General features: G+C 68.8%; 11 protein-coding genes and 1 tRNA gene. 8 read left to right on the forward strand and 4 right to left on the reverse strand.

The genetic code is table 11. The features are described 5' to 3' along the window. The first annotated feature begins 290 nt into the window (after positions 1 to 290). The 7 genes from ACVTJA_RS36245 to ACVTJA_RS36275 all read left to right on the forward strand — a co-directional run bounded on the left by ACVTJA_RS36245 (position 291) and on the right by ACVTJA_RS36275 (position 5657). Positions 291 to 1652: an IscS subfamily cysteine desulfurase gene (locus tag ACVTJA_RS36245; RefSeq protein ID WP_465840603.1), complete on the forward strand. Its 1362-nt coding sequence runs from the start codon at positions 291 to 293 to the stop codon at positions 1650 to 1652. Between the two features lie 127 nt (positions 1653 to 1779). Beyond that, on the forward strand, positions 1780 to 2181 hold the full coding sequence (iscU, locus tag ACVTJA_RS36250; RefSeq protein ID WP_163998403.1) for a Fe-S cluster assembly scaffold IscU: 402 nt from the start codon (positions 1780 to 1782) through the stop codon (positions 2179 to 2181). A gap of 27 nt (positions 2182 to 2208) precedes the next feature. Next, on the forward strand, positions 2209 to 2610 hold the full coding sequence (locus ACVTJA_RS36255) for a HesB/IscA family protein (RefSeq protein ID WP_465826741.1): 402 nt from the start codon (positions 2209 to 2211) through the stop codon (positions 2608 to 2610). Positions 2611 to 2705: 95 nt separating this feature from the next. Continuing rightward, positions 2706 to 3254, forward strand: a complete 549-nt coding sequence (gene hscB, locus ACVTJA_RS36260) for a Fe-S protein assembly co-chaperone HscB (protein ID WP_465826743.1) — start codon at positions 2706 to 2708, stop codon at positions 3252 to 3254. Beyond that, complete coding sequence (hscA, locus tag ACVTJA_RS36265) at positions 3251 to 5095, forward strand: Fe-S protein assembly chaperone HscA (RefSeq protein WP_465826747.1); 1845 nt, start codon at positions 3251 to 3253, stop codon at positions 5093 to 5095. Before hscB ends, hscA begins: the two co-directional genes overlap by 4 nt. Before the next feature lies 1 nt (position 5096). Then, complete coding sequence (locus tag ACVTJA_RS36270; RefSeq protein WP_465826750.1) at positions 5097 to 5474, forward strand: 2Fe-2S iron-sulfur cluster-binding protein; 378 nt, start codon at positions 5097 to 5099, stop codon at positions 5472 to 5474. Positions 5475 to 5573: 99 nt separating this feature from the next. Then, positions 5574 to 5657, forward strand: a tRNA-Leu gene (locus ACVTJA_RS36275). 75 nt (positions 5658 to 5732) lie between these two features. Here ACVTJA_RS36275 and ACVTJA_RS36280 read toward each other — a convergent pair. After that, the gene (locus tag ACVTJA_RS36280; protein WP_465826751.1) at positions 5733 to 6818 is read right to left on the reverse strand and encodes a lysylphosphatidylglycerol synthase transmembrane domain-containing protein; all 1086 of its coding nucleotides are present in this window, start codon (positions 6816 to 6818) and stop codon (positions 5733 to 5735) included. Positions 6819 to 6831: 13 nt separating this feature from the next. Continuing rightward, entirely contained in the window at positions 6832 to 8394 is a 1563-nt protein-coding gene (locus ACVTJA_RS36285) for an alkaline phosphatase family protein (RefSeq protein ID WP_465840605.1), read from the reverse strand. 178 nt (positions 8395 to 8572) lie between these two features. Between ACVTJA_RS36285 and omp85 the strand changes: the two genes are divergently transcribed. Next, positions 8573 to 9748 carry an Omp85 family outer membrane protein gene (gene omp85 / locus ACVTJA_RS36290; protein WP_465826754.1) on the forward strand — a complete coding sequence of 392 codons (1176 nt, stop codon included), beginning with the start codon at positions 8573 to 8575 and terminating at the stop codon, positions 9746 to 9748. Positions 9749 to 9776: 28 nt separating this feature from the next. Here the strand turns inward: omp85 and ACVTJA_RS36295 are convergent, their stop codons facing one another. Together ACVTJA_RS36295 and sitA5 are read right to left on the reverse strand one after the other, a co-directional pair. After that, complete coding sequence (locus ACVTJA_RS36295) at positions 9777 to 10370, reverse strand: hypothetical protein (RefSeq protein ID WP_465826758.1); 594 nt, start codon at positions 10368 to 10370, stop codon at positions 9777 to 9779. Between the two features lie 23 nt (positions 10371 to 10393). Further along, on the reverse strand, positions 10394 to 11866 hold the full coding sequence (gene sitA5, locus ACVTJA_RS36300; protein WP_465826760.1) for a SitA5 family polymorphic toxin: 1473 nt from the start codon (positions 11864 to 11866) through the stop codon (positions 10394 to 10396). Positions 11867 to 12027 lie beyond the last annotated feature (161 nt).

Genomic DNA, 12027 nt, shown 5'->3' on the forward strand with positions numbered 1-12027 from the left:
CATTCCGGCGCACCCCGCTCCAGGACGGCGCGCCCGGACTGATCCACGACGGCGCGGCGTTCTTCTCCGACGCATCGATTCGGAGCGCTCCCGCACCCCACGGAAGCCCTCCTCCCGAGTCACACGCCCGCCTTATGTTCGCTTGACCCGGGGGCACGCCTTTTTATATTTGACCAGTCCGGTCCACATTCATGTGGGCCGGTGTACGACTCCCCTGCGGCGCGCCTTCCGAAGGCGCCGGGGCGCGGGGGCGGTGGAAGCCCCCTCAAGAGAAGGTGCTGGAGCCAATGGTGAAGCTGCCGATCTACATGGACAACCACGCCACCACGCCGCTGGACCCGCGGGTGCTGGAGGCCATGCTCCCCTACCTGCGCGAGGACTTCGGCAACGCGGCCAGCCGCAACCACGTGTTCGGCTGGAAGGCCGAGGCGGCGGTGAAGAAGGCCCGCCAGCAGGTGGCCGAGCTCATCGGCGCGTCCGAGCAGGAAATCGTCTTCACCTCCGGCGCCACCGAGTCCGACAACCTCGCCATCAAGGGCGTCATCGAGTTCTACAAGTCGAAGGGTGACCACATCATCACCCTGAAGACGGAGCACAAGGCCGTCCTCGACACCTGCAAGCGCCTGGAGCGCATCCGCCAGGAGCGCCTGGACGAGCTCAAGGCGCTGCGCCTCTCCGAGCTGTCCGGCCAGGACGTCACCGAGGACAATCTCGCCGAGTTCGCCGCGAAGTACGACATCGAGAACGACGCCACGTACCAGAAGTGGGCGGAGCGCCCCACCGGCGGCGCGCGCGTCACCTACCTGGACGTGGAGCAGGACGGCCGCGTCAGCCTGGAGAAGCTCGCCGCGGCGATGACGCCGAAGACGGTGCTGGTCTCCATCATGTTCGCCAACAACGAGATTGGCACCGTGCAGCCCGTCGCGGAGATTGGCGCCCTCTGCCGTTCCAAGGGCGTGCTCTTCCACTGCGACGCGGTGCAGGGCATCGGCAAGGTGCCCTTCGACGTGGAGGCCATGAAGGTGGACCTCGCGTCCGTCACCGCGCACAAGATGTACGGGCCCAAGGGCATCGGCGCCCTCTACGTGCGCCGCAAGCCGCGCGTGCGCATCGCCCCCATCATCGACGGCGGCGGCCATGAGCGCGGCATGCGCTCCGGCACGCTGAATGTCGCGGCCATCGTCGGCTTCGGCGCGGCGGCGGAGCTGGCGCGCAAGGAGCTGCCCGAGGAGTCCGCCCGCATCCTCCGCCTGCGCGAGAAGCTGCGGAAGGGCCTCACCGACGCGCTGGACATGACGGTCATCAACGGCTCGCTGGAGCACCGGCTGCCGGGCAACCTCAACATCTCCTTCGCCCACGCCGAGGGCGAGTCCCTGATGATGGGCATCAAGGACGTGGCGGTGTCCTCCGGCTCGGCCTGCACCTCCGCGTCGCTGGAGCCGTCCTACGTGCTGCGCGCGCTGGGTGTGGACGAAGAGCTGGCGCACAGCTCCATCCGCTTCGGCCTGGGCCGCTTCACCACGGAGGAGGAGGTCGACTACGTGGTGAAGCTGGTGGTGGACAAGGTCCGCAAGCTGCGCGAGATGAGCCCGCTCTACGAGATGGCGAAGGAAGGCATCGACCTGAAGTCGATTGCGTGGACGGCGCACTGACGCCGCCTCACGAGTGAACGGCCCATTAGCCCGTCTTTCCAGGCATACAGCGGAGCGCACGTCCCCTCACACGGGGGGCATTGCCCTCCGGAACCTTTGGTGCGAAGCATTCGTTGAAGGAGTCGATATGGCTTACAGCGACAAGGTCATCGACCACTACGAGAACCCCCGCAACGTCGGGACGATGGACAAGGAAGACCCGAACGTCGGCACCGGTCTGGTGGGCGCGCCCGCTTGCGGTGACGTGATGCGTCTGCAGCTCAAGATTACGGACGACGGCCGCATCGAGGATGCGCGCTTCAAGACGTTCGGCTGCGGCTCGGCGATTGCCTCCTCGTCGCTCGTCACCGAGTGGGTGAAGGGCAAGACGGTGGACGAGGCGATGACCATCTCCAACAAGGACGTGGCCCGCGAGCTGTCGCTGCCGCCGGTGAAGATTCACTGCTCGGTGCTGGCCGAGGACGCCATCAAGGCGGCCATCGAGGACTTCAAGAAGAAGCGCGCCGCGCGCCAGGCCAAGGCGTCCTGACGTAGGGCGACGGGAGAGAGGCGAACCATGAGTGAGCAGGCGACCCAGGAGACGATGCAGAGCCCCACGCCTGCCACCGCGCCCGCGGCGAAGCCCGCCCCCAAGGGCATTGTCATCGCGGACAGCGCGGTGCGCCGGCTGAAGGAGCTGCTGGAGCAGCGCCAGACGCCCGAGGCCGGCCTGCGGCTGGCCGTGCGCGGCGGCGGGTGCTCGGGCCTCCAGTACTCCATGGAGTGGTCCGAGAAGGCCCGCGAGCGCGACAAGATTTTCGAGAAGGACGGCGTGCGCGTCTTCGTGGACCCGAAGAGCTACCTGTACCTCATCGGCACGGAGCTGGTGTTCGAGCAGACGCTGATGGCCTCGGGGTTCAAGCTGAACAACCCCAACGTGAAGGCCGCCTGCGGCTGCGGCGAGAGCTTCGCCGTCTGACTTCCGGCTCCCCACCCGGGAGCCACCGTCACCCGGGCCCGGCCAGTCGCCGGGCCCTTTTCGTTTGTCACCCCCTTGTGGAGAGAGAGCCCGCTGTGAGGACCCACTTCGACGTCTTCGGCCTGCCGCGCGCCTACGACGTGGACGTGCCAGCGCTGGAGAAGCAGTACCGCGAGCTGTCGCTGCAGCTCCACCCGGACCGCGTGGCCCAGGCCGACGCGCGCGAGCGGCTCAAGGCACTGGAGGGCACCACCGCCCTCAACGAGGCCTTCAAGACGCTGAAGGACCCGGTGCGCCGCGCCTTCTACCTCCTCAAGCTGCACGGCATCGATTTGGACCGCGAGGACGCGGGCGCCCAGAAGGACATGCCGCTGGAGTTCCTCGAGGAGGTCATGGAGCTGCGCGAGGCGCTGGACACGGCCATGGAGAAGAAGGACCTGGCCCGCGCGCGCGGCATGGCCACCGACGTGGAGGCCCGGCGCAAGGCGGCGCTCGGGGAGGCGGCCGGTGTCCTGCGTACCCTCGAAGGGGGGAGCGGGGGAGCGGACCTGGTGAAAAAGGCATCGCACGCGCTGGGGCGGGTGCGCTACTTCACGCGCTTCCTCGAGCAGGTCGACGCGTTCGAGGAGGAGAGTCTGTCGTGAGCAAGAATGGCTACCTGCAGATCCACGACCCGCTGAAGCCCAAGGGGCAGGCGGTGGGCATCGACCTGGGCACCACCAACTCGCTCGTCGCGGCGGTGGTGCAGGGCAAGGCCCGCTGCGTCCCGGTGGACGAGGGCGACGCGCTGCTGCTCCCCTCCGTGGTGCACTACGCGAAGGACGGGGGCGTGGTGGTCGGAGCGCGGGCCCGCCGCCTGGCGGCCGAGTTCCCCACCGACACCATCTCCTCCGTGAAGCGCTTCATGGGCCGCAGCCCGGACGACGCGGAGACGCGCAAGCTGGGGCACTACCGCTTCGTCCCCGGCGCGAAGGTGGTCCGCTTCGACGTGGCGGGCGGTACGCCGGTGACGCCGATTGAAGTCTCCGGCGAGGTGCTGCGCGCCCTCAAGCGCCGCGCGGAAGCGCACTTCTCCACCAAGGTGGAGCAGGCGGTCATCACCGTGCCCGCCTACTTCGACGACGCGCAGCGGCAGGCCACCAAGGACGCGGGCCGGCTCGCGGGGCTGGAGGTGCTGCGGTTGCTCAACGAGCCCACCGCCGCGGCGCTGGCCTACGGCCTGGACAAGGGCAGCCAGGGCACCTACGCCGTCTATGACCTCGGCGGCGGCACCTTCGACATCTCCATCCTCAAGCTGGAGGACGGCGTGTTCGAGGTGAAGTCCACCGGCGGCGACTCCGCGCTGGGCGGCGACGACTTCGACCGGGCCATTGCCCAGCAGGTGCTCCAGTCCATGGGCGCCACGGACCCCTCCCCTGCCCTGGTGGCCGAGGTGCTGGCCGCCTCGCGCAAGGCGAAGGAGGCCCTCACCGACGCGCCCGAGGTGCAGCTCACCGTGGGCGCCCACACGCAGACGGTGAAGCGCGCGGACTTCGAGGCGTGGATTCAGCCCTTCGTCCAGAAGACGGGCGTGGTGTGCCGGCGCGCGCTGAAGGACGCGGGCGTGACGGCGGCGGAGCTGGACGGCGTCGTCCTCGTGGGCGGTGCCACGCGCGTGCCGGCGGTGCGCCGCTTCGTGGCGGAGGTGTTCGGCCGCGAGCCGCTGGGCGACATCGACCCGGACCAGGTGGTGGCGCTGGGCGCGGCGGTGCTGGCCAACCTGCTCACCACGACGGACCGCGATGACGAGGTGCTGCTGCTGGACGTGATTCCGCTGTCGCTCGGACTGGAGACGATGGGCGGCATCACCGAGAAGCTCATCCCCCGCAACTCCACCATCCCCACCGCGGCCGCGCAGGTCTTCACGACGTTCAAGGACGGCCAGACGGGCCTGGACGTGCACGTGGTGCAGGGCGAGCGCGAGCTGGTGGACGACAACCGCAGCCTCGCGCGCTTCACGCTGTCCGGCATTCCGCCGATGGCAGCGGGCATTGCACGGGTGGAGGTGCGCTTCAGCGTGGACGCGGACGGCATCCTCTCCGTGAGCGCGAAGGAGCAGAGCACCGGCGCCACGCAGGCCATCACCGTGAAGCCGAGCCACGGCCTCACCGACGAGGAAATCGAGCAGATGCTGCTCGACTCCATCGACCACGCCGAGGACGACATCCAGGCCCGCCAGGTGCGCGAGCAGCGCGTGGACGCCGAGCGCGTCCTCGCCGAGGCGGACCGCCAGCTTGGCGAGCATGGCTCGCTATTGCAGGACGGGGAGCGCGCGGCCATCGACGCGGCCATCGCCCGCGTGCGTGAGCTGATGAAGGGCGAGGACCACCTGAAGCTGAAGGAGGCCGTGCACGCGCTGGACGAGGCGTCGCGCCCGTTCATCGAGCGGGTGATGAACCAGGCCATCACCCAGGTGGTGGCGGGCCACTCCGTGGAGGAGTTCTGACGTGCCGAAGGTGACCTTCAAGAGCCCCCTGGCCGAGGTCAGCGCCGACGTGCCCACGGGCACCACCCTGCTGGACGCCGCCGAACAGTGCGGCGCCCAGGTGGGCCATAGCTGTGGCGGCGTCTGCGCCTGCTCCACCTGCCATATCTGGGTGCGCAAGGGCCTCGACTCGCTGAGCGAGCAGACGGACGCGGAAGCCGACCGCCTGGACATGGGGTTCGACGTCCGCCCGTACTCCCGGTTGAGCTGCCAGACGGAGCTGGGCGCCGAGGACATCCTGGTGGAGATCACCGAGGAGTCCCTCACCGCATTCATGGACGAGAACCCCGCCCTGCGCCGCGCGCTCGAGGCCGAGGGGAAATGGCCGCTGAAGAAGTAGCGTTGTTACGTAGTGCTTGACGGAGCGGGGCAGGGCCTCTATACGTCTCGCCCATCGCAGCACGGCGGTACCCGCAGCACCGCAGCAACAGCACCACCTGCCCAGGTGGTGGAATTGGTAGACACACTAGATTCAGGGTCTAGCGCCTGCAAGGGCATGGAGGTTCGAGTCCTCTCCTGGGCATGAAGTTGATAAGGGGTCCCGGTTTCAAACCGGGGCCCCTTTTCGCTTTTCTGGGGTCTGCTTCGCCGCCTTCGCTCAGGGCGGCGCGGGCTCCACGGCTTCGTGGGCCACGTGGTGCGCGGCCTCGCGCGCCAGGCTGCCTCCCCTTCGCAAATCCCGGACGCGAATCTTCCGCACGTGCAGGGAGTACGCACCCACGGACACCTGGCTGATGACGACGCCCAGGTGGGTGAGCGTGGAGAAGGCCGCCGCGTCCTCCGGCGAAGCGCCCAGGCTGCGGGCCGCCCAGCTGGTAACGAAGTAATAGATGCCCATGCCCGCGGGCACGCCGGGGAGCGACTGGCCCAGGGAGATGGCGCCCAGGACGACGGCCCCCGCGAAGAGCCCCCCGCTGATGCCAATGCCATTCAGGGCCAGGCCATAGCCCAGCGCGGAGGCCAGCACCGGCCCCACGGAGAAGACGAAGACGCGCGCCATACCGGTGAAGGAGCGCGCGGTGCCCAGGCCCTCGCTCACGTGGTGGAGGAAGCCCTCCAGCCGGGGCAGCTTGTGGCGCCGGTGCAGCGCATGCGCGAGTGGAGCGGCCCAGTGGGCCAGCAGCACCACCAGCGCCACCAGGCCGATGCAGAGGTAGACGGCCACCTTCAGCTCATTCCTGAAGCGCGACAGCGTCGCGCCGAAGGGGCCCAGTAGCGACGCCGAGACGAGCAACATCAGCGCGGCGAACTCCATCAGCTTGCACACGCCCACCGAGCCCAGGCAGCGCAGGAAGGGAATGCGCTGCGTGCGCGACAGGAGGAACGAGCGCATGACGTCGCCCAGCTTCCCGGGCAGCGCGTTGTGGACGAAGGCGCCAATGGCCACCAGGTGGTAGCGCTCCTTCAGTGGCACCGGCCGGCGCAGGGTGCGCTGCCACTGCACCGCGCGCAGCGGGATGATGGAGGCCTGCAGAAGCATGAAGGGCACCAGCCACACGAGGTGGCCGGGCAAATCCCTCACGAACTTGCCGAGCGCGAAGCGCGGCTCGAGCAGGGGCTCCGCGCCGCGCAGATGCCACTTGAAGAAGGCCGTGGACAGCAGCAGGAAAGACAACACGAGGCCGAGCACCGCCAGCAGGGCCTTGATGAGGGTGCGGCCACCGGGTCCGTGCGTGCGCCTCATTCCCCTCCCCTTCTCACAGCACCAGCCTCAGGGGCGGCGCCGGGTCCAGGTACGCCTCCGCCAGCCGCTCGTGGAGCTGCACGCAGTGGCCCAGGCCGGACAGGTCCACCGGGGCGTTGGCCGGCCACGCCACCAGGCTGTTCGCCTCCGTGCGCGTGACGCCGCCGTGCGAGCCGAACTCCCAGGCGAAGCCCACGGTGCCGCCGCGCTGCACCGCCTCGCCGAAGAGGACGAGGTCTCCCGCCGTCGTCATCGACGGCAGCACGCGGAGGAAGTCCGCCACCGCGCGCCTGCTGAACTCCGGGGACAGTGGCGCCCGCTCCAGCTCGTCCGGGCCGTACACGCCGCCCTTCACCACCGCCACCGCGGAGCTGCCCCGCCGCAGCGCGACGATGCCAATCTCCGGGCTGCGCGTGACGCGCGCGAGCACTTCCGGGAAGCGCGCGAGCAGCTCCCGCGCCTCCAGCGGCTGGCGCTCGCCGGTGAGGTACACGTGCGCGAAGTTGCCGCACTCCATGGCCACCGGCGTGAAGGCCGCGCGCGGAGTGGTGTCCCGCACCGGGCGCGCTCGGCCGTCGCAGAGGCCCCGCACCACGTCCTCCGACAGCGGGCAGGGCGCCTCCGCCTCCAACAGCCACTGCTCCAGCCGCCGGCCCTGGCGCTTCTCCAGCGGCAGGCTGTCCACGTGCCCGTGGTCGGAGAGGATGACGACGTCGTACGGCCGCTCCACGGTGCGCGCCACGGCGTACAGCTCCGCGAGATACGCGTCCACGCGGTGCAATTCGTCGAGCGCGAGCTGCGAGCGGGGCCCGCGCCGGTGCGCCACCTCGTCGTAGTTGCCATAGACGAGGTAGATGGCGGGCACGCCGCGCACCATGTCCACCAGCGCCTTGGTGTGCGCGAAGCTCCAGCCCAGCCGCTGCAGGAGGACGCGGCTCATGAGGAAGCCCTGCTCATGGCGCCAGTCGCGGACGGAGCGCGCCCAGTGCCGCACCTCGCGCGCCGCGTGCCACGTGTCCATGCCCAGCGAGCGCAGATAGGAGAACGTGCTCCGCGTGCGCGCGGCGGACAGGCCCATGAACTCGTAGGAGAACGAGCGCGCCATCCCCTTGAAGCTGGCCAGCGTGCTCATGCTGAGCGCGTTGCTCGCCCCCGCGCGGAACAGCGAGAAGTACCCGTGTCCGCCGCCGTCGAGCAGGCTGGTGCGCCCCGCCCCGCGCAGCCGCTGGTCGATTTCCAGCGCGTCCGCCGGCGTGTTCATCTGCACCTTGCGTCCGAGCTCCCGGTCGTACCAGGAGTACGCCGGCAGATTGGAGTGCCGCATCCCGTACAGGAGGCCCGCCTGGAAATAGGGCGTCGACGTCGGCGCGCCCCAGAACGCGTCTTCCAGGTGAAAGGTGCCAGAGCGGACGAGGCTCGAGAAAAACGGCATCCGCCCGGCGACAATCGCCTCGTCCAGGAGGGTCTTCGGCACACCGTCAAGGTGGACGATGACCAGATTCCTCGGCCTCCGTTGTGACGAGGGCGGAACCTTCGAGCCAATACGGCGGACGAGGCCGTTGGCCCACATGTGCATGGCTGGGGTAATGACACCGCTCACGTTGACGCCTCCCCTCCCCCGCGAGGCAAAATGAGCACCCGGGGGGCTGCTCGCCTTCGCCAGCAGGTCGCTCTGCTGGTGGGTAGGCAGGCAGCCCGGGCCGCTTTCGAGTTCGGGATGTTTTCGTGCGACCCAAGCGTCACGCCGGGCCCCCATGTTCATACCCGCCGTTCTCATCCTCGCCAGCCTGAGTGCCGCCCCGGTGGTGGTGCCTCCACAGCCCGCGCCCGGGCTGGAGCCCGTGAAGAAGGAGACTGGAGTCGATGCGATTGCGCTGCCGTTGGTGAGCTTCAACTCGGACCACGGCTTCGGCTACGGCGGCGTGGGCGGCATGTATCTGTACTCGCCGGGGAAGACGCCGTACGCGCACGCGATTGGCGCGCAGGTCTTCTTCAGCAGCCGCGGCGTGCAGACCCACTACCTGCGCTACGACGGGCCGCAGCTCATCGGCCCGCTGCGGCTGGAGGGGCGGCTGGAGTACCGGCGAGAGCTGCGCAGCCCGTTCTTCGGCGCGGGCAACAAGTCGGCGCCGGACTTCAAGGGCGACGTGAATGATCCGAAGTACAACTTCGACAAGGGCTCGCCGGGCTTCTGGGTGCGTCTGCGTGGACGGCCCTTCGGACTGACGCACCCGCTCCAGTCCTACGTGGGCTACGGGTGGCGGTACACGAGCGTGGACTCGGCGGAGACGTCCATGCTGGCGAAGCAGCAGCCGCTGGGCATCGCCGGAGGCTCGACGGGGCAGCTGCTCGCGGGCGTGCTCTGGGACACGCGCGACGACGAGTCGGACCCGACGGAGGGCGGCGTGGAGGAGCTGGCGCTGCGCGTGTCGGGCGGCGTGACGGGGAGCAGGTACCAGTACGCGGGCATCACCCTGAGCGAGCGGCGGTACTTCAAGCTGTCGTCGCGGCTGACGCTGGCGCACCGGCTGACGTTGGACGTGCTGTTCGGCGACGTGCCGTTCTTCGAGTGGAGCAACACGGGCGGAGTGAATGTGTCCGAGGGCGTGGGCGGGATGAGCAGCGTGCGCGGGATTGAACGCAACCGCTTCTCGGGGAACATCAAGGCGTTCAGCAACACGGAGCTCCGGTTCCAGGCGACGCAGTTCCGGATGTTCGGGCAGAGCCTGAAGCTGGGCGCGGTGGTGTTCATGGACTTCGGCCGCGTGTGGCACCCGGGCGTGCCGGACGGCAAGTGGTACGAGTGGCACCCGGGCATCGGCGGCGGCCTGCGCCTGTCCAAGCGCGCCGCCACCGTGCGCATGGACTACGCGCGCTCCACGGAGACCGGAGCGCGGCGGTTCTACCTGACGTTCGGGCACATGTTCTGAGGGCGCGGCCTGGGCTCGGGCTTGCCAGCTACAGCCTTACGTCGTCCAGCCGCTCCAACGCGGCACGGATGGCGTCCTCGGTCGTGCCGAACTTCTTGGCGAGACTCGTCGCGGAGAAGGTCACGGCCGCCGTGGACGGTGGGTACTGCGCGAACGTGCTCACCACGATTCCGAGCTGACCGGGCCACGAGAGGGTCGCCAGCTCACGGCTTCTCCGAGCGGGTTCCAGCAGGGTGAAGCAAGGCCAGGTGGGAAGCCGTAGGGTGCCGGCGTCACAGCCGATGAACCGGCAGCCGTCCAATTGCGCGCCCGTGAAGTCGCAGTCCTCGATGCCACCTGCTTCGGAGTCCGGCCAGCGCCCGAAGTCATTGCCGATGAGTGCGCCCGTGAAGCGGCACCCCTTCACGAAGGCCTCGTCCCAGCGGAAGTTCTTGAGCGGCTTCTTCACCTCGATGGAGCAGTCGATGATGCGCGTCCTGGCGATGGTCAGCGCGTTGGCGGGTACCCCGATGACGAGTGTGCAGTTCCGCAGGGTCAGGTGATGACCGAGGTAGTAGTGCTCGGTCTTGCTGTTCAACTCGAGCCGCTCGTTCACGAGCTCGGTGTCTCGGAACTGAATCATGGTGCCTCAAGCCGACGACGTGCTCAGAAGGTAATCATCCGGAACAGGGCGTTGGCCATGCGCTGTCCATGGAGAGCCAGATTGGAGGCCGTTCCGGAGAGAACTTCGTATCTGTACCCTGTCATGGGATCAACCGCGTCGACTCCGGTGCGGCTCCATTGCAACTCGGGGAACTGCCGCCGCAGCTCGTTCTCCACGAAGCGGCCTCTGGCCTGACGTTCCAACAGTCGCGCCAACCATGACTTGCCCTGTGCCGCGGCACGCTGGATGGCGATGAGCTCATCAGCGTCAGGGCCTCGCGCGCTCCAACGCTCGGCGCTGCGAGCAGCAGCGGCCTGAAGCCGATCTCCCATCGAGCCCGTCGCTGGGATGTCCTTCAGCGGTTTGTTCGCGGGCACGTGCCAGCGCTGCCCGTTGGTGATGACCTGCCGGTTTCCACCCTGATGCCGGATGATGGCGGTGACCGTGGCCTCTGCCTCCGCGGCCGCCGTGCTCGCCCGGCTCCCGGGGCTCTTCATCACCACGGAGAAGGTGCCCTCGGACGAGGCCGCCACCGACTCCACCTCGGCGGCTTGTGCGAGCCGGACTCCTCCCTGGGCCTCCGCCTGTACCGCCGCCTGCTGGAAGCCGGGCAGTGCAGGCAGTTTCTTCGCCAGCTTCGGCACCGAGCCCGCGAGGACCGCCGTGGCCACCATCACCAATACGCGCGCGGTGTTCTCGCCCATCACCCGGCCGAACCTCTCTCCGGCGTCGCTCAACTCATCGAACGTGGTGGCCCGGTTGGAGTCCTCCACGAGTTGGACCCAGCCGCGCATCATGCTCCACACCGTGTCCACGCCCAGCCACGCCAGGAGCGCCACGGTCATCACCGCCGCGACGCCTTTAGACAGCGGGTCTGGTAGTGCCCACAACGTGAGATAGAGGGCGGCTGTCCATACCAGCATCGAAAGCACGGCGGACGGCTGCACCATCCCCTTCAGCGCCTCCTTCGTCTCCGCCATCACCGAGCCCAGTGAAATCGCCAGCGCCAGGGCATACCGGTCATCACCGCGCACGGTGGGCCCGTCCACCAGCAGGCGCAGGCAGTCACCTCCGCCCTGCGTCCGCTCGCACCAGCGCAGGTACTCGCGCGTCAGCTCCGCTTCGGCCCGCGACGCAGAGGCACTCACGTTCACCGGCGCCAGGCGGAAGACGCGCTCGCCGTTCTCCCGCGCCGCAGCCTCGCGAGCCTCCGCGAACAACCGCCGTGCCTCTTCCTGAGGGCGGGCGATGGGCCGTGCCTCGCGCGCCAATCTCGCTACCGCCTCCGTGAACTCGTCCTCATCCACGTCTACCGGCGACACAGGCGCGCTTTGTGGAGATACGACAGCCACACCGAACCGGGCCGTTCCCGCGCCTCCCTCGCGGACTTCCCATGAAGCCCGCGAGGCACGCGGAGCGCCGCCACAAGCAGTCAGCAGCACCAGGAGAACGGCACCGACCTTCCGGAGTGTCATGCTGGGCCCTCTATCTTCGGGTGCCCGACGCTACGGCAGCACACGAAAGATGAGGACGATTCCCGGAGTCCTCGAGGTGCCACTGACCTCGAAGGTGGAGGTACGAGTGAGCGCTTCGCCCCGAGGAGACCGGAGCGCGGCGGTTCTACCTGACGTTCGGG

This window comes from Pyxidicoccus sp. M6, from assembly GCF_055568925.1.

Coding starts and splice junctions, on each gene's coding strand:
- ACVTJA_RS36295 (WP_465826758.1), bottom strand. CDS start 10,370: ATGATTCAGTTCCGAGACACCGAGCTCGTGAACGAGCGGCTCGAGTTG.
- omp85 (WP_465826754.1), top strand. CDS start 8,573: ATGTTCATACCCGCCGTTCTCATCCTCGCCAGCCTGAGTGCCGCCCCG.
- ACVTJA_RS36285 (WP_465840605.1), bottom strand. CDS start 8,394: ATGCACATGTGGGCCAACGGCCTCGTCCGCCGTATTGGCTCGAAGGTT.
- iscU (WP_163998403.1), top strand. CDS start 1,780: ATGGCTTACAGCGACAAGGTCATCGACCACTACGAGAACCCCCGCAAC.
- ACVTJA_RS36280 (WP_465826751.1), bottom strand. CDS start 6,818: ATGAGGCGCACGCACGGACCCGGTGGCCGCACCCTCATCAAGGCCCTG.
- ACVTJA_RS36255 (WP_465826741.1), top strand. CDS start 2,209: ATGAGTGAGCAGGCGACCCAGGAGACGATGCAGAGCCCCACGCCTGCC.
- sitA5 (WP_465826760.1), bottom strand. CDS start 11,866: ATGACACTCCGGAAGGTCGGTGCCGTTCTCCTGGTGCTGCTGACTGCT.